The sequence below is a fragment of the Pseudomonas sp. FG-3G genome (assembly GCF_901007645.1).
In the GTDB taxonomy this organism is placed as follows: domain Bacteria; phylum Pseudomonadota; class Gammaproteobacteria; order Pseudomonadales; family Pseudomonadaceae; genus Aquipseudomonas; species Aquipseudomonas rhizophila.
The window spans coordinates 43,834-70,225 of sequence record NZ_CAAKGZ010000026.1 but is presented as its reverse complement, the minus strand read 5'-3'; the positions used below and the strand labels follow the sequence as shown (position 1 = coordinate 70,225).

At 55.0% G+C, this 26,392-nt stretch carries 28 protein-coding genes and 1 pseudogene; 13 read left to right on the top strand and 16 right to left on the bottom strand.

Features of this window, described 5'->3' with window-relative positions:
* Positions 1–13: 13 nt before the first annotated feature.
* A complete protein-coding gene (locus PSEUDOMOFG3G_RS19340; protein WP_107322098.1) occupies positions 14–937 on the bottom strand; it encodes a LysR family transcriptional regulator in 924 nt (307 codons plus the stop codon).
* A 50-nt stretch (positions 938–987) separates the two neighbouring features.
* On the opposite strand from PSEUDOMOFG3G_RS19340, the gene PSEUDOMOFG3G_RS19335 reads away from it, so the two are divergent.
* The 3 genes from PSEUDOMOFG3G_RS19335 to PSEUDOMOFG3G_RS19325 all read left to right on the top strand — a co-directional run bounded on the left by PSEUDOMOFG3G_RS19335 (position 988) and on the right by PSEUDOMOFG3G_RS19325 (position 3,268).
* The gene (locus PSEUDOMOFG3G_RS19335) at positions 988–1,302 is read left to right on the top strand and encodes a hypothetical protein (RefSeq protein WP_047227916.1); all 315 of its coding nucleotides are present in this window, start codon (positions 988–990) and stop codon (positions 1,300–1,302) included.
* A 151-nt stretch (positions 1,303–1,453) separates the two neighbouring features.
* Positions 1,454–2,053: an FMN-dependent NADH-azoreductase gene (locus tag PSEUDOMOFG3G_RS19330; RefSeq protein WP_047227915.1), complete on the top strand. Its 600-nt coding sequence runs from the start codon at positions 1,454–1,456 to the stop codon at positions 2,051–2,053.
* Positions 2,054–2,401: 348 nt separating this feature from the next.
* Complete coding sequence (locus PSEUDOMOFG3G_RS19325; protein ID WP_139050898.1) at positions 2,402–3,268, top strand: carboxylate/amino acid/amine transporter; 867 nt, start codon at positions 2,402–2,404, stop codon at positions 3,266–3,268.
* A gap of 117 nt (positions 3,269–3,385) precedes the next feature.
* Here the strand turns inward: PSEUDOMOFG3G_RS19325 and PSEUDOMOFG3G_RS19320 are convergent.
* The 8 genes and pseudogenes from PSEUDOMOFG3G_RS19320 to PSEUDOMOFG3G_RS19285 all read right to left on the bottom strand — a co-directional run.
* Positions 3,386–3,991, bottom strand: a pseudogene (locus PSEUDOMOFG3G_RS19320) (mechanosensitive ion channel family protein); the annotation flags it as partial.
* Between the two features lie 327 nt (positions 3,992–4,318).
* Complete coding sequence (locus PSEUDOMOFG3G_RS19315) at positions 4,319–5,719, bottom strand: hypothetical protein (protein ID WP_139050897.1); 1,401 nt, start codon at positions 5,717–5,719, stop codon at positions 4,319–4,321.
* A gap of 229 nt (positions 5,720–5,948) precedes the next feature.
* Positions 5,949–6,755, bottom strand: coding sequence for a hypothetical protein (locus tag PSEUDOMOFG3G_RS19310; protein WP_139050896.1), 807 nt, complete (start codon positions 6,753–6,755; stop codon positions 5,949–5,951).
* 33 nt (positions 6,756–6,788) lie between these two features.
* Entirely contained in the window at positions 6,789–7,118 is a 330-nt protein-coding gene (locus tag PSEUDOMOFG3G_RS19305; RefSeq protein ID WP_139050895.1) for a hypothetical protein, read from the bottom strand.
* A 102-nt stretch (positions 7,119–7,220) separates the two neighbouring features.
* Entirely contained in the window at positions 7,221–9,362 is a 2,142-nt protein-coding gene (locus tag PSEUDOMOFG3G_RS19300) for a DEAD/DEAH box helicase (RefSeq protein WP_139050894.1), read from the bottom strand.
* Between the two features lie 101 nt (positions 9,363–9,463).
* Positions 9,464–11,095: a dsDNA nuclease domain-containing protein gene (locus tag PSEUDOMOFG3G_RS19295; protein ID WP_171061407.1), complete on the bottom strand. Its 1,632-nt coding sequence runs from the start codon at positions 11,093–11,095 to the stop codon at positions 9,464–9,466.
* 402 nt (positions 11,096–11,497) lie between these two features.
* Positions 11,498–12,433: a hypothetical protein gene (locus tag PSEUDOMOFG3G_RS19290; protein WP_139050893.1), complete on the bottom strand. Its 936-nt coding sequence runs from the start codon at positions 12,431–12,433 to the stop codon at positions 11,498–11,500.
* Between the two features lie 137 nt (positions 12,434–12,570).
* Positions 12,571–13,875, bottom strand: coding sequence for an FRG domain-containing protein (locus PSEUDOMOFG3G_RS19285; RefSeq protein ID WP_139050892.1), 1,305 nt, complete (start codon positions 13,873–13,875; stop codon positions 12,571–12,573).
* A gap of 222 nt (positions 13,876–14,097) precedes the next feature.
* Here PSEUDOMOFG3G_RS19285 and PSEUDOMOFG3G_RS19280 point away from each other — a divergent pair, with 222 nt between their 5' ends.
* Positions 14,098–14,499, top strand: a complete 402-nt coding sequence (locus PSEUDOMOFG3G_RS19280) for a hypothetical protein (protein WP_139050891.1) — start codon at positions 14,098–14,100, stop codon at positions 14,497–14,499.
* 73 nt (positions 14,500–14,572) lie between these two features.
* Here the strand turns inward: PSEUDOMOFG3G_RS19280 and PSEUDOMOFG3G_RS19275 are convergent, their stop codons facing one another.
* Entirely contained in the window at positions 14,573–15,856 is a 1,284-nt protein-coding gene (locus PSEUDOMOFG3G_RS19275; RefSeq protein ID WP_139050890.1) for a nucleotidyltransferase, read from the bottom strand.
* On the bottom strand, positions 15,849–16,469 hold the full coding sequence (locus PSEUDOMOFG3G_RS19270) for an SLATT domain-containing protein (protein ID WP_139050889.1): 621 nt from the start codon (positions 16,467–16,469) through the stop codon (positions 15,849–15,851). Before PSEUDOMOFG3G_RS19270 ends, PSEUDOMOFG3G_RS19275 begins: the two co-directional genes overlap by 8 nt.
* Before the next feature lie 928 nt (positions 16,470–17,397).
* Here PSEUDOMOFG3G_RS19270 and PSEUDOMOFG3G_RS19265 point away from each other — a divergent pair.
* From PSEUDOMOFG3G_RS19265 to PSEUDOMOFG3G_RS19255, 3 genes are read left to right on the top strand one after another with little or no spacing between them, the layout of a single operon-like run.
* Positions 17,398–17,556, top strand: a complete 159-nt coding sequence (locus PSEUDOMOFG3G_RS19265; RefSeq protein ID WP_171061406.1) for a hypothetical protein — start codon at positions 17,398–17,400, stop codon at positions 17,554–17,556.
* Positions 17,557–17,571: 15 nt separating this feature from the next.
* Positions 17,572–17,796 carry a DUF2188 domain-containing protein gene (locus PSEUDOMOFG3G_RS19260; RefSeq protein ID WP_139050888.1) on the top strand — a complete coding sequence of 75 codons (225 nt, stop codon included), beginning with the start codon at positions 17,572–17,574 and terminating at the stop codon, positions 17,794–17,796.
* The gene (locus PSEUDOMOFG3G_RS19255; RefSeq protein WP_139050887.1) at positions 17,793–18,242 is read left to right on the top strand and encodes a DNA methylase; all 450 of its coding nucleotides are present in this window, start codon (positions 17,793–17,795) and stop codon (positions 18,240–18,242) included. Before PSEUDOMOFG3G_RS19260 ends, PSEUDOMOFG3G_RS19255 begins: the two co-directional genes overlap by 4 nt.
* On the opposite strand, the gene PSEUDOMOFG3G_RS28430 is transcribed toward PSEUDOMOFG3G_RS19255, so the two are convergent.
* Positions 18,226–18,327, bottom strand: a complete 102-nt coding sequence (locus PSEUDOMOFG3G_RS28430; protein WP_373685098.1) for a hypothetical protein — start codon at positions 18,325–18,327, stop codon at positions 18,226–18,228. The two genes, PSEUDOMOFG3G_RS19255 and PSEUDOMOFG3G_RS28430, sit on opposite strands and share 17 nt — an antisense overlap.
* Before the next feature lie 183 nt (positions 18,328–18,510).
* Positions 18,511–18,984 (bottom strand): helix-turn-helix transcriptional regulator, encoded by a 474-nt coding sequence (locus PSEUDOMOFG3G_RS19250; RefSeq protein WP_139050885.1) that lies wholly within the window; start codon positions 18,982–18,984, stop codon positions 18,511–18,513.
* 207 nt (positions 18,985–19,191) lie between these two features.
* On the opposite strand from PSEUDOMOFG3G_RS19250, the gene PSEUDOMOFG3G_RS19245 reads away from it, so the two are divergent.
* The 3 genes from PSEUDOMOFG3G_RS19245 (at position 19,192) to PSEUDOMOFG3G_RS28425 (ending at position 20,778) form a co-directional block, all read left to right on the top strand.
* Positions 19,192–19,929 (top strand): metallophosphoesterase, encoded by a 738-nt coding sequence (locus PSEUDOMOFG3G_RS19245; protein ID WP_139050884.1) that lies wholly within the window; start codon positions 19,192–19,194, stop codon positions 19,927–19,929.
* A 31-nt stretch (positions 19,930–19,960) separates the two neighbouring features.
* Complete coding sequence (locus tag PSEUDOMOFG3G_RS19240) at positions 19,961–20,260, top strand: hypothetical protein (RefSeq protein WP_139050883.1); 300 nt, start codon at positions 19,961–19,963, stop codon at positions 20,258–20,260.
* A 251-nt stretch (positions 20,261–20,511) separates the two neighbouring features.
* Complete coding sequence (locus tag PSEUDOMOFG3G_RS28425) at positions 20,512–20,778, top strand: MbcA/ParS/Xre antitoxin family protein (protein WP_139050882.1); 267 nt, start codon at positions 20,512–20,514, stop codon at positions 20,776–20,778.
* 50 nt (positions 20,779–20,828) lie between these two features.
* On the opposite strand, the gene PSEUDOMOFG3G_RS19230 is transcribed toward PSEUDOMOFG3G_RS28425, so the two are convergent.
* The 3 genes from PSEUDOMOFG3G_RS19230 to PSEUDOMOFG3G_RS19220 form a co-directional block, all read right to left on the bottom strand.
* Positions 20,829–22,085, bottom strand: a complete 1,257-nt coding sequence (locus PSEUDOMOFG3G_RS19230; RefSeq protein ID WP_139050881.1) for a hypothetical protein — start codon at positions 22,083–22,085, stop codon at positions 20,829–20,831.
* A 115-nt stretch (positions 22,086–22,200) separates the two neighbouring features.
* A complete protein-coding gene (locus tag PSEUDOMOFG3G_RS19225) occupies positions 22,201–23,901 on the bottom strand; it encodes a hypothetical protein (protein ID WP_139050880.1) in 1,701 nt (566 codons plus the stop codon).
* Positions 23,898–24,800, bottom strand: coding sequence for a hypothetical protein (locus PSEUDOMOFG3G_RS19220; RefSeq protein WP_139050879.1), 903 nt, complete (start codon positions 24,798–24,800; stop codon positions 23,898–23,900). The genes PSEUDOMOFG3G_RS19225 and PSEUDOMOFG3G_RS19220 overlap by 4 nt, the downstream gene beginning before the upstream one ends.
* A gap of 30 nt (positions 24,801–24,830) precedes the next feature.
* Between PSEUDOMOFG3G_RS19220 and PSEUDOMOFG3G_RS19215 the strand changes: the two genes are divergently transcribed.
* The 3 genes from PSEUDOMOFG3G_RS19215 to PSEUDOMOFG3G_RS19205 all read left to right on the top strand — a co-directional run bounded on the left by PSEUDOMOFG3G_RS19215 (position 24,831) and on the right by PSEUDOMOFG3G_RS19205 (position 26,373).
* On the top strand, positions 24,831–25,190 hold the full coding sequence (locus PSEUDOMOFG3G_RS19215; protein ID WP_139050878.1) for a hypothetical protein: 360 nt from the start codon (positions 24,831–24,833) through the stop codon (positions 25,188–25,190).
* A gap of 516 nt (positions 25,191–25,706) precedes the next feature.
* The gene (locus tag PSEUDOMOFG3G_RS19210; RefSeq protein WP_139050877.1) at positions 25,707–26,033 is read left to right on the top strand and encodes a hypothetical protein; all 327 of its coding nucleotides are present in this window, start codon (positions 25,707–25,709) and stop codon (positions 26,031–26,033) included.
* A gap of 52 nt (positions 26,034–26,085) precedes the next feature.
* Positions 26,086–26,373 (top strand): hypothetical protein, encoded by a 288-nt coding sequence (locus PSEUDOMOFG3G_RS19205; protein ID WP_139050876.1) that lies wholly within the window; start codon positions 26,086–26,088, stop codon positions 26,371–26,373.
* The last annotated feature ends 19 nt before the right edge of the window (positions 26,374–26,392 follow it).

Below are 26,392 nucleotides of genomic sequence, written 5' to 3'. Positions count from 1 at the left end.
GGCAAAATCCTTGTCAGGCTTGTTCAGGGGCGGCGAACGGCGCATCCAGCGGCGCGGTGTCGAAGGTGCGCAGCAGTTCGATGAGGATTTGCGTGGCCGGGCCCAAGGGTTTTTCCTTGTTGGAAAAAAGATAGAAGGTGGAGTTGCGAGTGCCGCCTTGTTCCAAGGGTAGACGCTTGAGCAAGCCCTCCTTGAGTTCCCGCTCGATCATGTGCCGCGGCAGCCAGGCGAAGCCCAGGCCGCTGCCGACGAACGTCGCGGCGGTGGCCAGGCTGCCGACGGTCCAGCGTTGCTCGGCACCCAGCCACCCGACGTCGCGGGGTTGCTGGCGACCGGAGTCGCGGATCACCACCTGCAATTGGCTTTCCAGGTCCTGGAAGTTCAGTTCGCGGTTGAGGCGATGCAGGGCGTGTTCGGGATGGGCCACCGCGACGAATTCAACATCGCTCAGTTCGGCGCCCAGGTAACCGGGAATGCTGAAGCCGCTGATGGCCAGGTCCGCCACGCCTTCGAGCAGCACTTCCTCGACACCCGATAGCACTTCTTCGCGCAGGCGCACGCGACAGCCACGGCTTTGCGGCATGAACGCGGTCAAGGCACGTACGAGGCGGGCGTTGGGATAGGCGGCATCGACCACCAGCCGCACTTCCGCTTCCCAGCCTTGCTCCATGTGATGGGCCAAGTCTTCCAGTTGGCTGGCCTGTTTCACCAATTGACGGGAACGACGCAGCAATACGCCGCCGGCTTCGGTCAACACGGCCTTGCGCCCATCGATACGCAGCAACGGCACGCCGAGCTGGTCCTGCATGCGGGCCACGGTGTAACTCACCGACGACTGGGAGCGGTGCAGCACCTCGGCGGCCTGGGCGAAGCCGCCGTGGTCGACCACCGCTTGCAAGGTTCGCCATTGATCCAGGGTCACGCGGGGCGCTTTCATATTGAGCTCCTCTTGTCCTAAGCTGGCGGTCCCTTGGTGGAGACTGCCTAATGAAAAAAATCTGTTGTGTGGTGCTGGCCCTGTTGCCGCTGACTGCGTTCGCGTACCCGATCGATGTGGAAAAACACCTCAACGGCCTGAGCATCGACTACACCGCCTATGACACCGACGCCGACATCGGCTCCATTCAGGTCAACAACTACGGCGGCACCGACGCGGCCTGCACTGTGGTGTTTCGCAACGGCCCTGAAGCACCACGTACCCGCAAGATCGAAGTCGCCGCCGGCAAGTTCAAGAACGCCACCGCCAAGTTCAACCGCAACATCATCAAGCTGCGCATCACACTGACCTGCCAGCCGAAATAAGTCGGTGACACAGGAGCGAGCCAATCCTTGCTCCGCTTATAAACGAATTTATCGATGTTTTGCAGCAATTATTTGCGCTTTTTGATCGATGTAGCCATGTTTAAGCTTCACTCCATCGACTGACAACATTCTCCGATGGAGGCTACAACCCATGTCCCGCGTTCTGATCATCGAAAGCAGTGCCCGCCAGCAAGACTCGGTTTCCCGTCAACTGACCCAGACCTTCATCAACCAATGGAAAGCTGCGCACCCGGCCGATGAAATCAGTGTTCGTGACCTGGCCATCCATCCGGTACCACACCTGGACGCCAATCTGCTGGGGGGCTGGATGAAGCCCGTCGAGCAGCGCAACGACATCGAAAACGCTTCCCTGGAACGCTCCAACCAGTTGACCGATGAATTGCTGGCCGCTGACGTGCTGGTGATGGCTGCGCCGATGTACAACTTCGCCATCCCGAGTACCTTGAAAGCCTGGCTGGACCACGTACTGCGTGCCGGTGTGACCTTCAAGTACACCCCCACCGGTCCCCAGGGCCTGCTGACCGGCAAACGTGCCTTCGTCCTGACCGCTCGCGGCGGCATTCATGCCGGCGCCAGCTCCGACCATCAGGAACCCTACCTGCGTCAGGTCATGGCCTTCATCGGCATCCACGACGTGACCTTCATCCATGCCGAGGGCATGAACCTGGGAGGTGATTTCCAGGAGAAGGGCTTGAATCAGGCCAACGCCAAGCTGTCCCAGGTCGCCTGATCCGTTAATCCTCAGGTAATCGCCAGGTGGTCTAGTGGCCTGGCGCTCCCTTCAAGCTGTTTTGCGCATCGAACCTCCCTTGGCACTTGTTGCTCCTGAGTGCAGTCGCCCGATTGAACGCTTTAGCGAGATCGGGCTTTTTTTTGCCTGCAATTCCAGGCCAGCCACACAACCCTGTGGGAGCGAGCCTGCTCGCGATTGCAGTGTGACTGTGTAAGAGAAATCACCTGACACTCCGCCATCGCGAGCAGGCTCGCTCCCACAGGGTTCAGTGCCTGGGCTGGCTACTGCGGTTAGCGACAACCGGCAAAAACCGCTATCTTCGCCGCCATCCGAAACGAGGGGCGTATGGGCTATCTACTTTTTGTCACGCTGATTCAGGCGTTTTCCTTCAGTCTGATTGGCGAATACCTGGCCGGGCATGTCGACAGTTACTTCGCGGTGCTGGTGCGGGTTGTGCTGGCGGGGCTGGTGTTCATTCCGCTGACCCGCTGGCGTCAGGTGGAACCGTCGTTCATGCGCGGCATGCTGTTGATCGGCGCCTTGCAGTTCGGCGTGACCTACGTGTGCCTGTACTTGAGCTTTCGTGTGCTGACGGTGCCCGAGGTCCTGCTTTTCACCATCCTGACGCCGCTGCACGTGACCTTGATCGAAGACGCGCTCAATCGTCGCTTCAATCCCTGGGCCTTGATCGCGGCGCTGGTGGCAGTGGCTGGCGCGGCGGTGATTCGTTACGACCGGATCAACCCGGATTTCTTCATGGGCTTTTTGCTGCTGCAACTGGCCAACTTCACCTATGCGGCCGGGCAGGTGCTGTACAAACATCTCGTCGCTCGCCATCCCAGCGACCTGCCGCACTACCGGCGTTTCGGCTACTTCTACCTCGGCGCACTGGCGGTGGCGTTGCCGGCCTTCCTGATGTTCGGCAAGGCGGATTTCTGGCCAGAAGCACCGCTGCAATGGGGCGTACTGATATTCCTCGGCCTGGTCTCCACCGCTTTGGGGCTTTACTGGTGGAACAAAGGCGCGTGCATGGTCAACGGCGGCACGCTGGCGGTGATGAACAACCTGCATGTGCCGGTGGGGCTGCTGGTGAACCTGCTGATCTGGAACCAGCACGAGGCGCTGGGGCGGTTGCTGCTGGGTGGGTCGGTGATATTGGCGGCGGTGTGGATCAGTCGGTTGGGGGTACGCCAGCCGCTGCCTGCACACTGAACCCCTGTGGGAGCGAGCCTGCTCGCGAAGGCGTCGTATCAGTCGCTGTATCTGTTGTCTGACACTGCGCTTTCGCGAGCAGGCTCGCTCCCACAGGGGATCTCTGCGACTTGAAGGTCAAACCACCTGCTTCTGCGGCTCCGGCAGAGGACTGGCCCCCAATGCCGCGGGCAACAGCCCCGAACGCAGATCCATGCCACTGGGCTGTTGATACAGGTTCAAGCCGAACTCCGGCATCACCGCCAGCAGGTAATCAAAAATATCCCCCTGGATACGCTCATAGTCGGCCCACGCAGTGGTGCGGGTGAAGCAGTAGATTTCCAGCGGGATGCCCTGGGCCGTGGTCTGCATCTGGCGGACCATGCAGGTCATGTTTGGCTGGATGTCCGGGTGGCTTTTCAGATACGCCAAGGCGTAGGCGCGGAAGGTGCCCAGGTTGGTCATGCGCCGGCGGTTGGCCGACATCGCCGCGACGTTGCCCTGGGCTTCGTTCCAGGCCTTGAGTTCGGCCTGTTTGCGGCTGATGTAATCGGTCAGCAGATGAACCTGGGTCAGGCGCTCTTCTTCCTCGTCCTGCAAAAACCGCACGCCGCCGGCGTCGATGAACAGGCTGCGCTTGATCCGCCGCCCGCCGGATTGCTGCATGCCGCGCCAGTTCTTGAACGACTCGGACATCAGGCGCCAGGTGGGGATCGAGACGATGGTCTTGTCGAATTGCTTTACGTGTGAGCTAACGCTAGAAATGGACGTAAAAATCCAATATAAATCAGTAGGTTAAATTTTTTTGCCCATTGTCCATTTTTCTTTTGATCGATGGACATCTCTGCCAATCATCAAAAGTACAATGCTTGTACATATCCCTCAGTCCCCAAGGGCCCCGCACGACCCGCCCATTCAACCTGCCAGGTGGTGCCTTGGATTCTCACCAAAGCACAATGAAAGAGAATTGTGCGGTTGCTTGGGACGCCCGGATACCTAGCGATGCCTACCAAAAATTAGGACGCAAAAAACCCGGCAGGGATCCGCTATCCACAAGAACGCGGACAGACTTCACATCGGTTTTTGCCATCCGGACTTTACGTAACGGAACCTCGGTTCCTGAACCTTGGGGCCACCGTGATCTTCGCCCTCAATCCTGAAAGACTTGGCCATCAGATCTCGCAATCCCCCCAGGCGCTCCATTGAGGTGAGCTCCTTGGTTATGTCCTTCACGACGGTTGTGAAGGCTTTGGTCGATTCAGATTTCATGAACTCAGGTGTCGAGAGAGCGAAATCGCGGTCAGGTAGTGAGACCCCGAATAGGCTGGTGACCGAGCTTGCCGTTTTAATGAGGAAGCTCCCCTGAATGCCCTGAGTAGACCTTACACCGTAGCTGCGCCTAAGGTCGCCGCAAATCTTGTCGACGTCGTCCATGAGCTTCGTAATGCGCTTGTTGCCGCTCGCAATACCCTGCTCGTCGAATGCAACGCGAATGGCTTTGAGCGTTTCGCGCATGGTCACGAAATGGCTTTCGTCGCGTAGCTGCCTGGCAGCCTCAATGGCATTGGAGACGCTACCAGTAGATTGAGTCAGCCACGCCGAGAACAAGGGCAGATCCAATGCAACAGTTTGGGTTGCTCCGTGTGATTGGATTTCCGAAATGCTCGTTCTTGTCTTGTCCGCCAGGTTGGCCAGGAGTCGGGCGGTGAAATCATGGCCAAAGGCGCCGACTTTTTTCATCCAGTGCACCTGATAAGCGTGCCGGATGGGGTGGATGAATGAGTCAGCTTTCAAGTGTTTGGCGGCAGTCGAGTAATAAATGGATTTATAGGCAAGCCAATTTAGGGAGGCTACGAACATCTCCAACTGCCTTGTGGGGCCACCATAGTCGCCCCGGCTGCTTTCTGAGAACTCTGACTTGCTGAACACATGACCATCCGAGCTTACAAGCTTGACGTCCTTCGACCAGCGCCCGCGCGTTTCGCCTGCATCACTCAACTCTGCGAAGATAGCTGCACTTAAAGCGCTGTACTTGCTGTATTCCTCAGAGCCACGGTAGCCCAACATCCTCATTGTCAGGTAATACACGCTGGAGGCTTGATCCCAGGTGCACACCATGTTCATTTTTAATTGCTCCAACAGGGCGCTGAAGTCATCATCCACAAATTCTCCACCCCGGATTTCGGGACGGATTGATGCCGCTTCCTTTTGCGCGACCGAATCAACCTCCTCAAGACCAAATTCGGTAGGCGCCAAGAAACGGAGGTAAGGAAATTGCTGTTTCCGACTGTCTCTATGCTCAGGCTTGTAGTTGTCTATGCAGAGAAGATCATCGTAGAAGAGATTGCCTTGCAGAAAGTTCTCCAAAGCGCACAGATCCCCGTTGATCGTGTCGCTGGTCTTGACTGCTACCGCTCCGGTGGCGCGCTGGACGGCTGTGAGTGTGGCATTGTCTATCAGTGCGTACGTCATGGATTGGTAGCCTGTCGTGCTTGAACACAAAAATCGTCGAGGCATCAGCTGCCCGCATGGATTCCGGATTTGCCATGTCCCTATGCCAGTGTGTTTCAGGAAAATTCATTTTTTCCTATAAACTTGGCAGAGAGGGCAATGGAGTTCTAAGGTCATGTGCGTTCATGACTGCATGCCGCGAAGAGAACTTTGCCACACAACCTCAGACGCTGATAAAAACCAACGCTAATTAATCCTGAATGAGGTCTCCCTCGGGAAAGATTTTATTCCACCACCGGATAAGTTTTTTTTCTTTCGTTGCAAACGCTCCTTCTTGAATTCCTACGATTAGGTAGCCAGCATCTAACGCGTCGTGTCTAAATCGCTCTAGCTGTTTTGATTCAGTAGTAAGGTCAATTTCCTGAGTGTAACGAGTCCAAAAATCTAGCGCGAATAAAAGATTTACCTGTAGCCAGCGATAGCTAATCCATGACTTATCAACTTCGCTACTATCCGGCTGGGGGGGAGACATGATTGTATTGACAGCGCCTTTCAAGAAAACTTCGTCGCTTGCTATTTTTTCTTCGAGGTTCTCCTGTACTTGTTTTCTGTCTTTTGGATGGATGTCTCTAGTTTCGGGTAGTATCTTGTCGATATTTCTAGTCAGTAAGAAGAGATAGTTTACATCCTCGTCCACTTGGCTTTTTCTGTTGTCTCTTAGGGCGGACAGCTCAGTTGGGACGATGAATTCTGGGTTGCGGTAGTTTTCCGTCGCTGCGTGATCAATAGTTCGTACATGTAGACTGGGCAGTCCACAGCTACGGAGATTTTCTTTCTCGTAGCGAAGTAAATAACCGTGATTTCGGGATAGCTCAAATGGCCTGACTGTCGATGGCAGTCTATAAAACCATTTTGCTCTATCCTCAGGAACGCCTTTGGATAATTCATACAGCATCTCTTCAGGCATTAGAAGTCTGTATGAGTTATCCAGCTCATCAATTCGTCTCTTCGAAACGCCCTGAAGGAAGGATTTGTCAAGCACTAGGAATTTTTTCATGGCATTCTTTTCAAGTTGGATAGTTAGCAACAACTACGTTGCCACAGCCTTAACGGCTTTCTTTACGGAAAGTTCCTGCTCGCTACCATCACTGAATTTCACGACAAAGCCCTGCGTAGTGCCACCGTGGGCGCCAACCCCACGCGCTATATTGCGCGCGTAAAAGGCAACAGGCTGTCCTGGCGTTGGCCAGTTGGTCGCTTTGCAATACCGGACGTACAGGTCTTCGAGCAGACCAAATTCTGTGGAGTCTTGAATATCTCCACCCTCAACGAGATTTTTGTCACGCATGGCATAAAAAAAGCGCTCCGCTTCCGTCTGGGATGGAAAAAGTTGACCTTTGATGACCAGTTGGTTTGGCATTGTGGTTCCGCTCCGTAGGGTTAGTCGGCAAACTCGTCGATCGCTGGAAGACCGGAATCTCGGCCCGCTCTGCTGCAGCGCTCGCGTGCATCGCTTCCATCTTTACATTTCAGCGACCGCCCATTGCATTAGGCCTTTCTCGAAGGCGGTAAGCTGCAGGCTCTCCACCCGAGGGGCAAGCGATCGCAGTTTTGCCAGCAGATCGTTCAGGCGCTCTGATGGCAAAATCAGGTGCTTGATCTTGGTTGAGATCTGAGTGGGGATTCCATATTCGTCCAGTGCGGTGAGCAGTGGGTCAAGGAACATGTTCTCCAGTTGCTCAGCGAAGAAGCTAAAGTCTCCAGGCTCGTACCCGTGTTGCTCCAGCACGTCGACCTGAATTTTGTGAATCGCCATGATGTCCCGAGGTAATCTGAAGCACATCATGTTTCTAATGAATTTCAGGCGCAGGTTAATGGCTTCACTCGCCGAGATATTCTCCCACCGATTTTCCACCGCTTCGCTCAAATAGGCGGGTAAGTTTTTCTGATTTCGAAGTTCATTGATGTGCCAAGCCAACTGAGAACTGGACGAGATCAGGTAATCCATCAGGTTCTTACCTTCTAGTATGTAGACCATCTCGCATAAGTAGTTCAGTTGGTTTGGCTCAGGTATGCCTTTCCAGCCCAACAACTCCTGACAGTCAGTAAGGTCACTGATGATAGTTTTCGCCACTTCGACCTGACGCTCGATAGGAATGTGGCGGTTTTCGATCAGGGTGGCAGGTGACAGCAACGGGTTGGCATACGCCTCCTGAAGGCGGCCTCGCGAGATATCCGTGAGGTATTCGTTTTCCAGCTGCATTAAGAGGCCGATAGGTGAGGTTTCATCCTGATGGCCGATGGGGTACTCGACCGTCAGGCCCTGCTCAATGGGCGGGGCTTCGAGCATGAACACCTTGCCGATGAAGTATTTATTCATGCGGCCAGCGCGCCCAGAAATGTTCTTGTAAGTGAAGTAGTCGAGCGTTGACATCTTGAGGCGACGATCGTAAATAATCACGTTCTCAGCCGACGTGTTGACGCCCTCAATCATCGTTGATGTACAGATGATTCGCTTGATGACCCCCTCGTTGAACAGCTTGACGATGTACTGCTGCAGCGCGCGAGGCACCCCTCCATGGTGGATCCCGATGCCCAGGGCGATCGCCCTGGCAACGTTCCATTCTGGGTGGTAATGCTTGGAGATCCATGCAGCGATTTCCTGCGTCTCCGACACTGGGGTCAACCCGGCATCCTGGATAAGATACTCAGCGACCCTGTTTGCGCTTGCCGGCGCCTGACAGTAGATCAGGGTAGGGGACTCCAGCGTCCTGACCAGTTCCAGGAGCTTCTGTGTGCGCTCCTCTGAGCGCATGCCCAGATTGAAATTCTGGATATCGACCGCGACGGTGCTGAAGTCGGACGGGATGAAATGATACTCGTAACCGTCTAACCCAGAGATTTTCTGAATGTGCGGCCCGAGCATGTAGAACTGTGCTCCGGTCTTTGCGAGCTTGTGGAACGCCAAGCTCAGATCAACGGCGCGCGAGCTCTCATCCTTATCGCTACCCAAATCGATTTTGTAAAATTCGTCTAGCACGAAGAACTCCACATCATCCAGATCAGGACGCTGAATAACGCGCTCCTGCGTCAGGAGGTAGACGTTGGTGACGTCGGGCACGGCTTCTTGGCTGGGGTGGGTGATCAGGTTGAAGTCTCTGAACCGCTTGACCAAGCGGCGGCGGGTTTCATCAATCAGCGCGATGGTAGGAACAATCACCACCACCTTCTTGAACCGGCGCTGGGCAAGTACTGCGTCGATGACCAGGCTTTTGCCGACGCTGGTGGAGGCGCTCAGGACGACGTTTTTCCCCTGCATGATCAAGCTGAAAACGTGTGCCTGGAGGTGATGAAACACCATGCCAGGTTCCACACCTTCAACTCTGTGAGCCTCGTAAGCCAAGCGGTCAGACAGGGCCATGTTGTTTAGGTGTGGCGTGATGTAAGGAAATAGCCCAACGGCTCGCACCATATTGAGCAGGAGCGATTGTTCGACTGCGTCGAAGAGTGCGAACTTGTCGAGCGCACGGATCACCAGATCCCGTCCCTCCCACTCGGCGTTGCTTCGGTTGACGATGGCGTTAATGGCAAGCAGCACATCGACCGTCGAAACGCCCTCATTACTGAGTTTCGCTAGGCTGTTCTTGATCGTTTCGTAGTTCATTAACGCTTCATTCCTTGAGATGGCCGAAGCCGGCTTGGCCAGTTCGGAATACCTTCACCCTGTAGTTTTCTCAGCACTGCAAATCGACCACATGCCTTAGCTTATACCTGCAAGTCTTCAAGTGTTTTGCAGCGGGCGTTGAAGGCATTTGTCAGCTTCTCGATGCTTTCCATTGGCACGAGGAAGACCATGACCTTCACTTGCTTGATGTTCTCTGGCAGCTGGGTGGTGAAGGTGCTGAAGTGAGCCTCGATTTCTTTTCTAAGGTTGTTCACGTAATCAGCGAGCCAACCTGACGAGAGTGCGTGACTGTCGTAGGTCAGCAGGATGGGAAAGCACAGGACGTTCAGCATGTCATCGACTGACGAGTTCCGGTGCAGTGCCTGGTTGAAGGCGTCCGCTTTCGGTTGATGGTGCAGGGGCTCGCGCAGGTTGATGATGATCTCCCTTTCCGACGAGAGCACCGTCTCCGAGATGGTTGCGTCCAGGACGCCGCAGATCTGCGCCAACGTCGCGTCCATGGTGTCTGCTTCAATCAGGCGCGCTAGCCCCAGCCATAGCTGATCGTCCTGGCCGGGTATCTGGACGATGTGGGCGTTGCCAAATTCGGAGAGCTTGCCACCGGATTTATAGAAAACCTTGCACGCCACGGGCTCACTATTTTGGCGGCTACGCAGGATAGCGTGGAGGATTAGTTCGGCGATCAGCCTGTCGCGGGGCAGCTCGCAGTCGCTGAATGCATTGATGGAACGTGCGAGCATGGCTTCGGCATTGTGCGCGAGGATGTTCACGATCTCGCTCGCCTTGAGTGAAAATTCTGGGAGCCATTCAACTAGGTGTTTAGCAAAACCATCGTGCCGCCACGCTTTCAGCGCATACCGTACGTCAAAGCCGGAAAATGAGTGCAGTAGGCCCTCATCGGTGCTTGCGTGAAATTCGATTAGGAAGGGATCTGGCCGCTTTTTGTAGGGTTTGGCTGTGGCCGTTGACTGGTCATCAGCTGCATCTAGCAGCTGCTTGAGCTGGGCCAGAGCCGGTTCCCGCAGAATGATTTTTGTCGATGCAGCCGTTTTCACGTTGGCCGTGGCAGCCTTGTCAGCCATCTCCAAGAACTCATCGTAAATGGCCTGCATCTGAGTATTATTGGGACGGTTCCCGAAATCCTCAGCAAGCTTGGAAAGGGCTTTGATGTTAACCGCTTCCAGTGCCTCCACATCCCCATAGACCTGCCAGACGCAGTTCTCCGCCCAATAGGAGAAATTCCGATTTTGTGGTGAGGTGAATGTCTTGAATTTCTTGAGCAGGCCTTTGCCTCGGGCCGTGGTGGTGTCAGGCAGATTCCGTTTATCCAGCTCCGTTTTAAAGCCGTCAAGAACCTTCGCTACGTCGCGCTTGGTCACAATGCGGAAGCGGGCAGGGCCAGGGCGCACATCGCAATTCAGCGATTTATGGAGCAAGGACGAGTTGGCTTTTGTGCCATCCAGCTTGGTCACCTCATCCACATTCCATTTGTGGTCACCCTCTGTCGTCTTGACCTGGATGTACTCATTGACGAGCTGCCCCGCGTACTGGAATACGGCCACGATATCGTCGGCGGTCTCGCACTCTACCTGGGTGTAACTGCTATCGCGCAGCATCTTGAAAATGAAGCTGACGGCTACATGGTCTTGATACTTGAAGCCTTGCCTCGCAGCGGGCCCACCTTTGTTGGATGGGCTAGTAATACGCACCATGACATCCCTGTATTGCGAGAAATTTCCAGAAATGGGCATCCGATTGATCAGCCTCGGTGACAAATACGGAGCCTGCTAATAGCGTAAAGCTACCACTAATGGCAAATAGCCCGCTATTGGCAATATTAAGCAATCCGACGATCGTCCACACCGATTCAGCGGGTATCTACTACGCTAGCAAAGTCCGCCACGGGGAGCGGGGCGGGTGGCATATTCGGTGAGTGCCGGCACCCAATTTGGACTCAAACCGAGTTTAATGGACTCGACCTGTAAACGTAGAAAATGACTTGTTAACCAAGGTGGTTTACAGGTCATTTTTCTGGTTTACACCCTCTCCAGGCTGGGGTGCCGCAAGCCCTGAATCAAGGCGTCGTGTCATCTTTCGCATGGTAAAGCTGGTCGTCAGACTTTGGCGATCTGAGATTTAAGGGCCAACGTCAGGGTCAGGCGCCGGTTAGTGAAGGTCTTGAAGAACCCCGCCTTGGTGGCCTTGCTCTGGGCCGGGGGAGGTGCTTTCCACAGACCAAATATGATGACCTCGTCGTTCTCGCTTAGCCCATCAAACCAGCTTGCCTTGGCCGCCCACACACCCACTTCGAGGCTTATACCGTTTGTGGGTTCGTTGGGATCCTGGGTGACCTTTAGTCGTTCAAGGTTCATGACATTGAGCGTTGGATCGTCCTTGACGCCCCGCTTGATCTTACCGACGCGTCCATGGATGGCGATCGGGTATTGAGTCGAACTCTTTGAGACGGCGTAGTGGGCCTCCATTTGCCGGGCGTGTTCGAAGTAGAACTGGTTCCAGCCGACGGTATTGCCTGCAAACACTAATTCCAGGTGCTCCTCGATGTCAGCGTCTTCGTCGCACATTGCGCGCAGTCTAAGGACGCGTTGTGCGGTATTGATGTAGGAAGACAGCCGATTGGATGATGGTGTGTAGGTTCTGGAGGCAGTAGGGGTTCGCTCGCCACCGTCATTTTCCTTGGGCCGCTTCGCAGTTGCCTTCAACTCTTCTGTCACCGCGACCAGGCGCATGCGGAAACGGTTTTTCTGGACGCTTTCGACCAGGCCGTCGGAGGTGCTGGCGAGCTCAACGATTTGCTTATCAACGCCGAATCGGCAGCTAGGGCCATGCGCTCCGTTCGCTTGCAGGCGGAAGAAGGCACGAACCTTAGAGGGGTTGTCGTAGCAGTCCCGAGTGAAAGAATTCACATGGATTACTGTGGCGTCGCAGCGTTCACACTTCAGAGGAGCTGTACCCATGCCCTTGGCATAGGTGTCTGCAGCCCATTTGACGCTTTTTTTGTCATAGGCATGGGTCATCTTAATACCGGCCATACAAATCCTTATGCGCATATCGCTACCTGACTGCGGCAGCGTAGTGAGTCGGTTACAGCGATAAGTCGAGATTCATCTCTACATTGGTCGAGGCTGACAGTCGTTGCTTCTTACTGATCGGCACGGCTTGTGCTCCGTCACTCAAAGCCTTTGGGATCCCTGAGGAACTCCTCTGCGATGTGCAGTGCGCTGATGTGCTGTGCATGGACGATGGGATTGCCGCATGAGCAGTCTGTGGTCTTCGCTTCCCGTGTCCACACTCCGTTTGCCTGCCTCCGATAAGTCCAGCCCGTGATGAAACCAGCACAAGTCAGTCGAAGTCCTGGGTGGTTGACGGTGAGTTCACAAACCTCAAAAAGGTCGGGCCCGCGAGGTATTACACCGACGCCCTTCTGGTAGAGCGTCAGGTGATCAAGGGTTGGGTGCTTGATCAGCGTGTCCGCTTCGAAAGCTACCGTACCATTTGCATTGATTAGCTTCTCGATCTCAGGGAAGCGAAGGGGCTTATTCGGGTCGGCTGAGCCATAGAGCACCATGTCCGGAATTTCGACGAAGATTCCGCTGTGGGGGTTACCATCAATTGAGTCCTGGGTATCCCGAATCTTTGCACCACGATAGAAGGCCGTCTGCGCCCCTGCGATTTTAACAACGCTTGAATGGTATTCCGGGAGTTCTAGCGTTCGCTTGAACGCAGGCAGATTTTTGAGGCTGGCGTCAGACTTGATCTCCTCCAACGGCAAGCCCAGCAGCGATCTCAAGATCGGATCTTCGGCGGGAGAGGGGAAGAGCGTGTTCGTGGCGGTTAAACCATGGGCAGTGGCATATGCCTGCAGAACGCCGCTCGGGACAGTGATTTGGGCGAGAAAGCAATTCTGCGGGATCGGATTATGCAGAGGGCCGAGAAGCCAAGCAGATTGAGCCACAGTTCGGGGCCTATAGCCCTCAATGGTCAACGTAGCCAAGTTGACCAGGCCTACATTATTAGCGGCCTGCTTATCGAGTACATAGAGATGGCCAGTCCCGATCATAGGTACATACCGGGCCATGCGCTTTCTGACCATCACCGCCTGCTCGTCACAGTCCTCGCCCAGCTCCAGAGTGATCGCTTCGGTGTATTTGTGGCTGGCAAACCAGGCAGCTACAGCTGGGCTAGAGGTGCAGTCCACGTAAAACGAGCGCCATCCGTAGTGCTGAAGGAGAGCCTGTTGAAAGCCAAAGTCCGCTCGATGTTGAGCGATATATGCATCCAACACACTTTGGGAGTAGCGGCACCATTTGAGCATTTCGCTCGGTATACAACCCTTTCTATCGAAGGACGTCCCAATGGAGGGGGCTCCTGCCTCACCGTAATGAGAGGTCTGGCCACGAAACAAAACATCCTCACCGAAGCTCACGATGATCTGGTTTAACTCGTCGACGCTTTTGGCTTCATATTGCCTCATGCTGCTGCCCCGCGATGGCGTACGATTTGGTGACTTCCTGTGTTCCACAGAATCAAGCTAAGACGCATTCTTGCATAGCAATGATGTTGCTGAGGAGGTACCCCAGGCCGTGCGGATCGAGGCAGGTACTATCAGGTTATGCCTTGGAATGCTTTCTCAGTTGCCGGTTTGATATCGTGCCAAGGGTTCGATCCCAGGTAGCCTGTCCAGAAGGAATCAGTAATGTTGATGTTTAGGAAGTACAGCCCGAGGTTCGCCAGTGAGGGAGAAATTGCTGCGCAGCGCTATGCCAATAAGCTGGTGTGGCCGGGTCGTGTGATTTCCTTGCTACTCGCGTTTCCGCTAACGCAGTGGCTTGCAGCGATTCTCGGAATCGTTATGGGGCTGATCGTGTACGCGGTAGGGGGAGACTTTCGCAAGCATGAGAAAATGCTCGCCGGGCAAACCCCTTTCTGGCGAAGGCTCTGGCTGATGAAAAGTGGGGCAACGTTCCTGGGTTGTACCGTCGTTGCTGCTGGTGTAGCGCTGGGTCAGACAGATTGGTTGGGCAAGGCGCATGCGTTTCATGAGGTCGCCCAATCAGCCATGACATTCGTGACCCGTACCGAAGCGCTGTTTAAGTAAGTGAACGGCGAGAGGTCTGCCACTGCGACCTCTCACGCCAGCTCCAGGAAGCGCTTCTTCCTGTCGATCGTATTCAGATCGGCACGATGATCCGGCTGCGGGCCACACAGACGTTATCTTTCACCGCATAACATTCCACGTAATGGTCGCCTTGGAAGGTTGAGTGCTCGGTGATTTGATGGTGGCCGCTGTCAATCCGAATTTCCCCGCGAATCATGTTCCTCTCAATGGCCTGTGGGCCGAGATTCTTCACCTTCCAGTAGATCTTATAAGGTGGCGGCACATCGATCTCGGCGACCCAGAATGTCAGCTCACGCTGTTTCGGTATCCGATACGTCATGACGCGAGACATGAGGTTGCGAAGCCGGTCGCCCTCGTTCTTGACGGAGCAATCGATACGAAGGGTGTACTGAATGTCGAGGCTGAATTTCCGGCCAATGAACTCTTCGCCATTTTTGACGCGGTTTTCCGCGATGGCCTGCTTCTTTTCCTGCTCGACGTATTCGGGGAAATGCTCGCCAAACACAGTGCTCCACCTCTCATGGGCAATCTCGGCATCGTCCAGAGCCTCCTGTAAGCGCCGCAGGGCCTTCTTGGCTTTTGGGTGGAAGTTACCTGACTTCGTCACGATAGAGCCGCTTCCGGGAGCACGCCATTGCTCCTTGTCCTCGTCGATATCCACCAGGTATGCGAAGAAGTCCCGAGTCATTTCGCCGTAGGCGGAATATGACTTGGTGTCGTAATCCGTGGTGCTCTTGAGGAATTGGTAGCAGAGGGTGTCGATCATCATCCCTTTCAGCGGCACGCCATGGTCATTCTTCCAGGCCCGCACCATTTTGCAGAGGCGCTTCAGGTTATGGTTTTTGGCCTGGTTTAGCTCATTGATCTCATCAATTTCAGCGACCGGATTGCAGCTTTTCCAGCTACCTCCATCATTCGCATCCGGATAGGTGTAACTGCCATCTTCATGCTCGAACGCAGGTAGCACTTCAACCACATAGTCCGTGAAGTTTATCGACACCACCTGCTGTTGAGCCCTGACCTCATGGTTCGGGAAGCGATCCTTCAGGGCCAGACGTATCTCACCGAGCAGTGACGATTGCTTGTTGTTCTCGTAGCGTTGGAAGCGATCGTATACCGACCATGGCAGCACGAACGCCATGTCCAGGTCGCTCACGCCGTGTACGGCGGTATGTCGACCATACGATCCAACCTGGCGGCAGTGTAGGATCTCTGAGGTGCTGTCGTAGTATTTTCCGTTCAGTTTCTCGGTGATCTGCCGGTAGCTTTTGGAGATCTCGTCAGCATTTTTAACCGCCAGGTTCCTACGAAACTGCTCGAAAAGCTCTTTACTCATGGGGGCAGACTTCCTTCAGCGAGAGGAGAAGATCCGGGTGCGTGACAAGCCATGACCAGCCGGCAACAGCGATCAGCATCACTACGATGAGGGCGTATACGGAAAACGGGATCTTGTCCCTGAAGAGCCTAAATTCACGGTGCTCAGCGATCCAGTCGATCTGGTGATCCCAGAAGAACTTTTTGTGAGCTAGCCAGCCCGAAAACAGAATGTGCTTCCTCTGACAGGCCGACCGGAACTCGGTGGTGATTTGATCCAGTTCGGCTTGATCGACGGCAGTGAACTGCAGGTTGGACTTGCAACGAGCCGACATGCTCTTCAGCTGATCAAGCAGTTGAGTCAGCTTGTTTCCAGACTGGAAATATTGCTCTTTGGTATCGGCGTAATAGGTGATGTAGAGACTGCAAATGCCGATAACCGTGATAAGCGCCGAGACGTGTTTTGCCGCCAGGACATCGATATAGAGCGCTAGCACTCCAATCACTAAGGAGATCAGACCGATCCAGCCCGGGGCTTTCTCCACAATGTCGTAGGTGGAGAAGTGGAGTTTGGCCGAGTAACCGACGTCATAGGCCTTCTCGGCGATCAATTTCAGCGCAACCTGCTGATCCATATAGCTTACCTGCAGTAAGTAACCTGTGAACGTCTGCCTACCGCAGATGAACGATAGGCCGACGGCCCTCACGCCCCCAGATTGCCTCGGGCAGCGTGGAGACACGTTCCAGGGCCAAGCGATCCACCAGGTGGCGGGGTAGATTTAGCCACTTTATGCCATGGAATGGCCACCACTATAAACGTCGACTTTGAGAAGGGGCTGTTTCGGGGGGGGCTACGGTATTCAGCGGGGTCGCGCGTTGTTGATTGATGCCTTTTGCCTGTTGGGCTACAAGCCTTCGGTCGGGGAAAAAGCCTTGGGAGTATTTCCGGCAAAGAGACCCATGACTCTTTAGAAAAGCAGATACCTTTCGCTGACATTATCGACCGCAAGGTGAGAGACGCCGTCGAGACAGGATCAGTAGTCGCCGAAGTGAAGACTTTTTTAGGGCTCGGAATATCTTGCCTTGGAGATGGCAGTTGTTAGGACAATCCAAACCCTGTCGTGGAAAGTCCCTGACCCCGACCGGCATCTGGAAAAACGGCCAGCTTTTCAGTGCACTGCTGGCCTCGATGCCGTTGATTCTGTAATTCCAAGCCTACTACCAAACCCGCGCTTTTTGCAGCTCTGATGAGGTGGTTTGAGTCAGGAGCGCGGGGGGCGCTCCCGACCATTGGCCCACAAGCTTCGGGTGTTTGTCGACGTCTCACTTCGTGACTACGATGTTGTCATGCCCGCAGCGGGCTCTCCCAACGCTACCTTGAGGATTTCGCCCATACGGTTGGCCGAGTTGGTTGAGGCAACCTGGGTGGACGTAGGCCAGACCTAAAAGTCGCCAGACGATGGCGCGTCTCAGCGTATCCAGGCTCTGATGACGATATGCGCGACGCAACTGAACATCTAGGCGAAACTTCCCCTCCAAGTACCATCACTTGGAGGATTCGCTATGCAGCCGAAAACGGAAGGGTTAGAAGAGCAAGGCCCGAGCGGCGTGCCGTTCATTAACGATCCGGAAAAACCGACTTCTCCGCCGTTGAACGACGCCGACGCGACAGATGCCGCCGAGGCAGAAGAAGACATCGTTGACGACGGTGAATCCATTTAACGAAGGAGGCAGGCAATGGACAACTATCACCTGAGCCCAACTGCAGACGGATGGGAGCTTAAGAAAGCCGGTGCCGAACGTGCAACGAAGCGAGCCGCCACGAAGCAGGAACTGGTTAGGGCGCTGGCCGATTTCTTTGATGGAAAAATCGCATCGGTGAAGATTCACAGGGCTGACGGCACCATCGAAGAGGAACGCACCTATCCGCGCTCTGCGGATCCCAAGCGTTCAAAGGGATGATTCCTGTCACCGCTGCAGACCTTGGTATCGAGTTTGGCAATGCGAGCGGCCATGGGCTTTACAAGTGGCTGCTCGCGAGCTTTTTGATCGGTAAGAGAATTCGTTCTTCTGCCGCAGTTGAGGCTTACCGGAACCTGGTTGATCAACATGGCCTGGATACGCCCGAGAAGTTGGCCCGTTGTGCGCATCGCGATTTAGTCAGGATTCTGGGTCAAGCTGGATATGCCCGGTACGACGAGTCTACTGCAAAGCGGCTACATGCCTTAGGTATTGGGGTTTCTCAAGAACTTGATGTTCAGTTGAACACGTTGAGGAAGAACGGGATCGCGGTCTCTTCGTTCCGAGAATGGCTTTTGGCTTTCGATGGGGTGGGCCCGAAAACCCTGGAGATTTTTATGCGTGAAGCAGCAGCAATGCTTGAGCATCGGTCTATAGGGGAGTCGTGACACTGAAGCAGGTGCCATTTGTTTCCGAGGACGACACGCGTATCTTGCCAACATGGCTCGCGACGATCTCAGCTGCAATAAACAATCCCAATCCGAGACGATGGCGAGATGATCAGACAGAGGGAGGGTTAGCCTTCCCTTTGAATTTATCCATACTCAGGAAGCTGCATCAACGCCGAGCAGCATCCGGCCTTAACCATGCTGGCACTGTCTTAACGATCACCCGTCAATGACATGCCGAACGACCGAGACGCTGATCAAGCTCAGCTCAAGAGTCTGAGTGCCAGTACTGACTCACCGTCGATCGCGAGAGCCCCAGCAGTCGTCGGATCTCGGCTTGAGTCTTGCCTTGCGCCTTCAATCGCAATACTGCCGCTTTGTTTTCCGTATTCGCCGGCTTGCCCTTCGATCGAGAAACCAGTTCACCGTCCTTTATCTGCTGATGAAGAAGCGCCACACCACCAGCTGCTTTGAACCGATCCAGTTCTCCCTGGGCGGCAGCAATGGCATCATCAGGTGTCTGGCCGCGCTCAAGTGAAATGCACAAGGCTAGGAAAGCGATGAGGTCGAAATCCAGCGCTTCGGCTAGGGAGGAAAGCTTTTCGACCGTAAGCTTGGATTTGCCACGCTCGATCGAACTGAGCGTAGTGCGGAAGGTCGATTCGTTGAGCTCTTCGTAGCTCAACCCGCGCTGCTGTCGCACTGCCCTAAGCGCAGCACCTATCTCGTTTTTCAGCGTCATGATCTTCCGAAAAGTCAGGATAGAGCCACACGCTGTTGGTTCTGATAAATAGCGTAGGTTGTGCTTATGAGAACTGCTCGGCTATGATGCCTTCGCTCAAGGCATGCTCCGGTGAAGTTTTTTGGACGTGCGAGAGACATCGCCGCGTCTCCGGTCGAGAGTAGTGGGGATATCAATTTACGCTTAAATCGACTTAATAGAGGCCCTATGCGGTTGTACATCCTCTCCGACCTGCACTTGGAGTTCACTGGCTTCCAACCCCCTGTATCCCCCCCAGGCAGCCTGGATCTGGTGGTGCTTGCCGGTGACATCCATAAATTGGACAGAGGCGTCCGTTGGGCCAATGAGACATTCAGCTGCGATGTTCTCTATGTGCTTGGCAATCACGAGTTTTACTCAGGCCACTTCGACCGGACGATTGTGAAAGCGCGCGCCGCCGCGCAGAGCCATGTGCATGTGCTCGAAAACGAGACATTCGTTGCGGGTGGGATTCGATTCTTGGGAACAACGGGCTGGACGGATTTCAGTTCCACTGGCGACGTGAGTGCTGCGATATCAGCAGCGCGATCAACGATGACCGACTATCGCAGCATACGCACTGGTCAAAACTATCGTCGGCTGCGCCCGGACGATGTGGCCCACAGGAATCACGAGGCGAAGCACTGGCTTGCTGCCGAGTTGGACAAGCCGTTCACCGGCAAGACTGTCGTGATCAGCCATCATGCGCCCATTCCTGAAGTCTGCGACAGCGGGCATGAGGGTCATCTGAACGCCTCGTACTGCAACGCATGGCACGCCATGGTCGATCGAGTTGACGCATGGATTTTCGGCCATACCCACCATTCGGTCGATGTTGAACTCTCCGGGTGCAGGTTGATCAGCAATCAGAGGGGTTATCCGGCGGAAGAGTGTGGTTTCGATCCTCAGAAAATAGTGGATTTTTAATGATGATGGAGTGTGCTGTGGTAACAGCCCAATGAACGCAACACTTATATCCGATGTTCCTCTGGAGGTTGAGGCTGCGAAGTCCTACGACTGGGGAGTAATCATCGACGCGTTTCTGATGCACGCTGCCCCGGTCGGCTCTCAATACACAGGCTCCGTTTACTATGATCGCTCAGGGGCATCGTTAGACGGCATGACCGTGGTAACCCCACGGGTCATTCGAGTCGCGCAGAAATCCGGCATGACCCTTCTTCGCAGCATTTCCGGTGCTGACCATTATGTTGTAGTAACGCCGTTCTCAGTGACAGCAATGGAAGCCTTGGACGCCTGAAGGACATGACTGCGTGACGGGTAAGGTTGAACGCAATCTAGGAGGGATGGTCGAGCCAGTACACATGACGGTGCAGTTCCATGCGACTGAAGATTGAACGGGTGATCTTGTCATCGAGCTACCTACAGCAATTCTGGATGCGATGGGGCACCCTTGGCGAGCTACTCAGAATAGAACTCATCGAAGGGGGATTGTGAATTGGTATGCAAGGGTTACCCGTGCTCGCGCCCAGAGTTAGATGAGGCTCAATCATGAATGCCCCAAGAATTGTTGCGACATGCACGTGCTCGCAAGCCGCCTGCTGGAGTGCCAGGCATCGTTGCTTCCTGGGCCGATACGAGAAAATTCTTTCGGTCGCGGAGGGCGTATTTCAGGATCGGAACACATCGCAACGGTGGCTTAGAAGGCCGGTGCCTGGACTTGGCCATCTGGCACCTTGCACACTGATCCATACGGCCACTGGTTTCTCAGAAGCTCACAACATGCTCATGCGAATTGATCACGGCATCTGCATTTAACGCCGCAGACTTCTTGGAACTGGCCATCGTCCTGCGTTGATACCAGTCGGTCACTGTGTCGATCCATAGCGGGCTTCGGCTTTTGTGATGCCCATTTCAGCAAGGCACTCTCTGTATTCAATCAGCGATTGCTGCTTGACCTTGTGATTGAAGTAGTCGACTAGAAAAAACACGGGAAACGGCAGGTGAGGCTCTGGGACATCTCGCGCTAAGCAAATAATGTGAGCCACGCCGTACAGCTTTGCCACCAAGATAATCGCTGTTCGCCCTCCGGGTTGACTAACCATGCTGAGAAAGATCACGTGGTGATGATCAGGAGCTGCGTCGAGCATCGCTTTCACCGCAACATCCTCGAAGATTTGGCCGTCTACAGGCGGTGTCCCGGTCAGTATTCCGTCCTTAATCTTCCGAAATACGAAATCGGCTACGTAATTCCGCCCTAGATAATAGGCCAGCAAGTTGATGCCTATTTTCGCAATCACTCGTTCTATCACGCCGACAGTCACTTTCATCCTGACCGATACGATGGGGCCCTCTATGTCCTTCGTAACCTGGGTATCGAATGAAAACTGGTCGACGGCACGGGCAAAGAAATTGAGGGCGCCCTCGACTGTGGCGCTTGAAGTCTTGAGCACGATGCTCCCGTTCGGGTTACGAAAGATCGTAGCGGCAGGGATCAGACTTTTCGTGCGGGTCTCGTCGTAACGTTCCAGCCATAAGCATTCCCGAGGAGGCTTGCCCTGAAACTTTGATCCACCCTGTTGAGTGTATGTCTCACCTGAGCGAAGCAAGGTGATAGCTTCGTACCGCAGCGCGTGCTCAGGCCCCCGCTTGCGAATGCAGGTAACTTGATCGTTCTGAAGCAGGGTGGAGAGCGACGTGACGAAGCTGCGCAGTTCGTCTGGGCCTGCGGCGGTGGAATCAAATGTCTTGTCACCGGTTATCTTCAGTTGCGGGAGGACTATCGGTTTCGCGTGCGGGCCGAAGTCAATTTCATCCGGATATCCTGATCCATTAGCCATCTGCTTATGTTGGGCCTGTATGCCTGGCGCCGTGGTGTGCTTGCCCCGGTCGCGGCCTTGCGGCTGCATGAAGGCGCGAGCGAAGCCAATGGGGGAGCTGCGCAGTACCTCCCGCTCCAAGTTGCCAAAGACGTCCGTGTTGCAACGCCGGCACACCATATCAACAAGCATGAAGCGACTGTCGTCAGCTCCAAGCCCCGCGCTGATGACATGCTCGTCAGAGAAGGGCCCAGGGCCATCGCAGTAGATGCACAGGGATGAAGAGTCTGTCGATTGAGTGATCAAGGCGGGGCTCCTGCAAGCTGCAAAGGGGAGGGGCTCGATACGTATAGAATCCCAGAACTGCACAACTTACGTTTAGTCCCGGTGTGCCCTCGCCGCCCCTGACGAGGGAGGTCGATCAGGGAGGAGTTATCGTGGCAGCGTTCTGAACTCCGGCGAGCTTTGCGAGGTACCACGTGGGCAGTGGGTGGCGGTGCAGCCTCGCCGAAATCGCTATGAGCACTTCCCAAGGCGTGTTGTGCCACGCGAAATCCTCTGGGACAGCGGCGTGGCTCGGCACTTTCAGCGAGGCTTCGACTTCTTCTGTCGGCGTCTGTCTGAAGTCAGTCACGCTGCGCGACACACCAATGGCGTTCACATAGGCCCCGGAGCTCGTCAGCGTCTGCAGTGCCTTTTGAGGGAACCACCGCTCCTTGGTCACTCGCTCCAGCTTCGGAACAATCATCGTAGATAGTTGATCAAGACCTTCTTGATCCCTCAATAGGGCGGCCATAGTCCCCAGCAGTGGTACCAATGTCGAGGTTTTGAAGAATTCTTCCCTCCGGGTTTCCTTCCCATAGTGCAACGCCATGGCATCTTCGAGATCATCGGTATCCACCGGCATGATCCTGTTCTGCTCCAGTCCCGTTTCAAAACGATCAATGCACTCTCGTACGATGAGTTGGGTGCTGGTGACATCCCCTGCGGCCATGATTGCGGCCATGGCGAGCGAAAGGTCGATGGCCTGGCCGTCGTACACCGGCAAAAGGCAGCCGTTGTGAGCATTGATGAAAGACACGAGTTTTCCGTGCAGCGCTACGACAGCTGCCTGATCTGCTTTCATTGCCAGGAGCAGCAGAAGGGCGGTGCCCAGTCGGCCAAGCTCGTCGCATACCAAGTCCATATAGAGCACATGATCTGGGCGGTACCGCAGGACATTCCGACGGTTGAGAAGCGACGGCATTACTCGTTCGTAGTACCGCTGCAGGGTATCGGCATGAAGTTTGGCAAGCGTTTCGAATCGCTTCAGGAAGTGAGCGTCGGTCTGTAGGCCCAGGGTGATCGATTCGCCCCACAGTCGCAGCAAGAGGTATTCACCCGCGAGGACGCCAGGCTTCTGGTTCCTCTCGCTTTCGCCCCACACGAGCAGCACGGCCCACCCCACCGCAGCCGCAGCCGCGCGTTTATGGAAGCGGTTCCGGCGCGAATTTTCGGACACGTCCGAGTCATCTGCCAGGGGGCTCATGCAGTCATCCACGAACCGCACGAACCGAGTGAATGACGCCTGCGTGTCTTCCAGGCCGGCCAGCGCAGCCCTCAGGTCAGACTTTCCCTTGTCTAGTAACAGCGCATCGTCGAAAAGATACTGCTCAATGAACGGGCTCAATTGATCCATGCCCCAGAATTCCAGTGAGCACAGCGGTGAGAATTCCGTCACCTCTTTCGAAAGCGCGGAAAAATCCGACTGCGCGTCTTGCTTCAGGATACCGTTGGAAACCAGGACGATGCGCTTTTTCAGTGCCCGCAAGGGTTCTGGCACTCGGTTCCGGACGTACTCGGTCGACGCCTGGCGGATGGAGGGCAGGATGGCCTGCTGAGAGCCGTAGAAGTCGTTCCGGCTTACATTTCCGAACTTGATCACGAACAGAAAGACCTCGGGCTCACCTTGGGCATTCTCTTTGGTCGACATCACGTCGACGCCACCCTGATTCACACCCACCTGGGCACGGCTCAGCACCGAATGGCTCATGGCCTGGAGAAGATCCGGAAGGAGGGCATCCAGTTCGTCGCGTTCGCGAAGCCCAGACAGATAATGCGAAAGAACCAGCTGGATACTCATTGGCTAGGTTCCTCCCATAATTGATGCACCAAATGGCTGTACAAGAGCGGATCGGCAGTCCAAGTCTGAGGCAGTTCCACGCTCATTTCGTGTGTGAACATTGGGATCATCGTCTCGACGGTTCCCTGATCATTCTGATACTCCACGGCCACTTGGTGGGAATACTTGAAGTGTTCAGACAGCATGAACATATCGGCCAGGAAGGAATCACCTCGGGCCTGCTCGGTCACCGCTCGACTTTCGTTTCGGCGCATGTACCGGAAGCTTCGGCGCATGTCTGATGGCATCTGAAGTTCAGCGAGGTGTGGCAGGGCCTCCAGCTCACGGAGTTCGGAGGTCAGCCTTTCGGCGAGGTGCAGGGCGAGCGGCGAATCGACAAGCGGAGAGGACTCTACCTCAAGCAGGCGCTTACAGGTGGCCGGGTGCTCGACCGCTAGAAATCCTAAGACCGTGGCCGTGGTGCTCGAAATCAGAGGGCTATGGGCGAGGTCTTCATTCATGCTCAAAACCCATCCCAGAGTGACGACTACCGGCGCATCCAGCGCACACAATCGACGAGCTACCATGGCGGCGCATTTTTCTGAATAACCGGACAGCGTGAACCTCAGCAACTGGGAGTGCTGGAAGTATTGGACGGCGACCTCATGGGTCAATGCCTTGCTAAGCCTGTAATGCCCCTTGCTGCCGATCCAATCGCAGGCTGCCCGCACAAACCATTCGGGGGTCGCGATCTTGCGAATGCACCCTTTTGCCTCCTCCAGGAGTGTCTCAGCGTCCACGCCCGACTGTTCCGCTTCTCGCCACATCGCATAGAACTCATCCAGCAATGCCTGGCCATCCTGCTCAGGGTCGGCTCGATACAGGCGAAGGTAAAAATCGTTGAACCGCATCATGTCCATCTACATGGGCTCCTAAACGAGAGTAAGCGCTTGTTGCAAAGAACTTCGTTGTGGCTGAGTTTGGTCACGCGCTTTGAGGCGGGCGACATCCGCTCTCCAACCATCACATTCCGCTACCGCACGACCTCTAGACGGCAGCGACGGCGCGGCGGCTCCCAGCCGGATGCCAGCCCGAGATTACCCGGAAAAGCGCAGATAATTCCGGATATTTGTGATGTGTGTCACAAGTCTGAAAAGGGGTACCCTTCAATTTTTTTTTGCGAGACGGAGTTTTATTATTTGAGAGCAAAAATTTTTTACGGTGCCTACACCACCGCCAATGCAGGATCAACGCGGGGTGTAGTGGCCTATTTTGCCTTTTTTTCTTCTTGGTTTTTCGCCTTTTGGTAGCCTTGCCGCATGGCGAGGCGGGTGTCCAAGGGAGATCGGTTTTTGGGGCCGTTAGGCCCTGCTTACGCTTTGAAAACAAACGACTGCGAATGCCACATTTTTTTGAGTGAATAGCTTCGTCTGGAAATGCCCCCGTGTCATCCAACGGCTATGTTGGCTGAGATCATCCTGCCTTTTCAGCCAGTAGAATGGATAGCGTTAGCCCTGGTTAACGATAAATTGATCTGCGGTGCCAGTCCCGAGCATCATTGTGATGCATAAGCATCCCGCAGAGCTTCCTGTAGGGCCCCTAAAGCGTCCGACAAGCGTTGATCCTCGCGAGGGTCACCGCTTTCAGGTCTGAACGCCTCACAGTGCCGTAGAAGGGCTTCTAGGTCGTTTCGATTGAGATCCAGTTCCACGTGCATGATTGATCGTCCTGGGGTAGGGGAGGTGGTCGGGCAGCCGTGAAGGTTGCGCCATACGGTGATGAATTGGATGTGAGGTTTTGAGTTGGATGGTGATGCTGAGAAGCTGATGTGGCAGATGGCCTGGCAGGTCTATGGGCACTCACTGAGCGAAATTCTGCGGCAGGCGTTGGCGGGCTACAAGCGCAGCTCTGGCTTCGACGATCTGACTCGCCTGTATTCCACCACTGCCGGGCATCAGGTGCTGCCGATTTTGCGTCAAGCGTTGTTGGTGCGCTGGCCGGAGGTAGACTTTGGACAGTCGGAACTGTGCGTCGAACTGCGTTCTCGACTTCGTTCACACTTGGGCCAGTACCTTTTGCGCCGCCTTGTCTTTGAGCATGCGGCGCCGCCAGTACTGCGGGACGCGCTCTTCGGCGCAGATGTGGGCTGGTGAGCGGGTAGTAATTCAACCTGGCGCGACCTATCCTGGCCACCCAGGAGCTACCATGACACAACACTGCATACCCTTGGCCCTGAGTGATGATGAGTTCACGACCATGACGAAAGAGTTCGATTCATCAGGTGAGTGGATGTGTGAGCAGTTGGCGTCGAAGCGTGTAGCTTCAAGCCCAGATGCGCTGAGGAACTCCGGGGCGGATACGGTATTGCGTGTACCAAATCGTAAACCTGTCGATGACTACGACGACCATGTCCAGGCAAATGACTTGTGCGCTGATGGCATGAAGCGCTTCTGGCCAGCCGGCGTCTGGGGTCGTTCAGCGACGAGTATCTGAACGGTCGGTGAGTAGCCGA

Excerpts from the sequence above, each read along its gene's own strand:
- PSEUDOMOFG3G_RS19325 (WP_139050898.1), top strand. The coding sequence starts at position 2,402 with ATGGGCTATCTACTTTTTGTCACGCTGATTCAGGCGTTTTCCTTCAGT.
- PSEUDOMOFG3G_RS19240 (WP_139050883.1), top strand. The coding sequence starts at position 19,961 with ATGAACGCAACACTTATATCCGATGTTCCTCTGGAGGTTGAGGCTGCG.
- PSEUDOMOFG3G_RS19250 (WP_139050885.1), bottom strand. The coding sequence starts at position 18,984 with ATGACGCTGAAAAACGAGATAGGTGCTGCGCTTAGGGCAGTGCGACAG.
- PSEUDOMOFG3G_RS19270 (WP_139050889.1), bottom strand. The coding sequence starts at position 16,469 with ATGGATCAGCAGGTTGCGCTGAAATTGATCGCCGAGAAGGCCTATGAC.
- PSEUDOMOFG3G_RS19210 (WP_139050877.1), top strand. The coding sequence starts at position 25,707 with ATGTGGCAGATGGCCTGGCAGGTCTATGGGCACTCACTGAGCGAAATT.
- PSEUDOMOFG3G_RS19280 (WP_139050891.1), top strand. The coding sequence starts at position 14,098 with ATGTTGATGTTTAGGAAGTACAGCCCGAGGTTCGCCAGTGAGGGAGAA.
- PSEUDOMOFG3G_RS19305 (WP_139050895.1), bottom strand. The coding sequence starts at position 7,118 with ATGCCAAACCAACTGGTCATCAAAGGTCAACTTTTTCCATCCCAGACG.
- PSEUDOMOFG3G_RS19275 (WP_139050890.1), bottom strand. The coding sequence starts at position 15,856 with ATGAGTAAAGAGCTTTTCGAGCAGTTTCGTAGGAACCTGGCGGTTAAA.
- PSEUDOMOFG3G_RS19340 (WP_107322098.1), bottom strand. The coding sequence starts at position 937 with ATGAAAGCGCCCCGCGTGACCCTGGATCAATGGCGAACCTTGCAAGCG.
- PSEUDOMOFG3G_RS19225 (WP_139050880.1), bottom strand. The coding sequence starts at position 23,901 with ATGAGTATCCAGCTGGTTCTTTCGCATTATCTGTCTGGGCTTCGCGAA.
- PSEUDOMOFG3G_RS19300 (WP_139050894.1), bottom strand. The coding sequence starts at position 9,362 with ATGAACTACGAAACGATCAAGAACAGCCTAGCGAAACTCAGTAATGAG.
- PSEUDOMOFG3G_RS19335 (WP_047227916.1), top strand. The coding sequence starts at position 988 with ATGAAAAAAATCTGTTGTGTGGTGCTGGCCCTGTTGCCGCTGACTGCG.
- PSEUDOMOFG3G_RS19285 (WP_139050892.1), bottom strand. The coding sequence starts at position 13,875 with ATGAGGCAATATGAAGCCAAAAGCGTCGACGAGTTAAACCAGATCATC.
- PSEUDOMOFG3G_RS19295 (WP_171061407.1), bottom strand. The coding sequence starts at position 11,095 with ATGGTGCGTATTACTAGCCCATCCAACAAAGGTGGGCCCGCTGCGAGG.
- PSEUDOMOFG3G_RS19265 (WP_171061406.1), top strand. The coding sequence starts at position 17,398 with ATGCAGCCGAAAACGGAAGGGTTAGAAGAGCAAGGCCCGAGCGGCGTG.
- PSEUDOMOFG3G_RS28425 (WP_139050882.1), top strand. The coding sequence starts at position 20,512 with ATGAATGCCCCAAGAATTGTTGCGACATGCACGTGCTCGCAAGCCGCC.
- PSEUDOMOFG3G_RS19310 (WP_139050896.1), bottom strand. The coding sequence starts at position 6,755 with ATGAAAAAATTCCTAGTGCTTGACAAATCCTTCCTTCAGGGCGTTTCG.
- PSEUDOMOFG3G_RS19330 (WP_047227915.1), top strand. The coding sequence starts at position 1,454 with ATGTCCCGCGTTCTGATCATCGAAAGCAGTGCCCGCCAGCAAGACTCG.
- PSEUDOMOFG3G_RS19290 (WP_139050893.1), bottom strand. The coding sequence starts at position 12,433 with ATGGCCGGTATTAAGATGACCCATGCCTATGACAAAAAAAGCGTCAAA.
- PSEUDOMOFG3G_RS19220 (WP_139050879.1), bottom strand. The coding sequence starts at position 24,800 with ATGGACATGATGCGGTTCAACGATTTTTACCTTCGCCTGTATCGAGCC.
- PSEUDOMOFG3G_RS19255 (WP_139050887.1), top strand. The coding sequence starts at position 17,793 with ATGATTCCTGTCACCGCTGCAGACCTTGGTATCGAGTTTGGCAATGCG.
- PSEUDOMOFG3G_RS19205 (WP_139050876.1), top strand. The coding sequence starts at position 26,086 with ATGACACAACACTGCATACCCTTGGCCCTGAGTGATGATGAGTTCACG.
- PSEUDOMOFG3G_RS19245 (WP_139050884.1), top strand. The coding sequence starts at position 19,192 with ATGCGGTTGTACATCCTCTCCGACCTGCACTTGGAGTTCACTGGCTTC.
- PSEUDOMOFG3G_RS19315 (WP_139050897.1), bottom strand. The coding sequence starts at position 5,719 with ATGACGTACGCACTGATAGACAATGCCACACTCACAGCCGTCCAGCGC.
- PSEUDOMOFG3G_RS19260 (WP_139050888.1), top strand. The coding sequence starts at position 17,572 with ATGGACAACTATCACCTGAGCCCAACTGCAGACGGATGGGAGCTTAAG.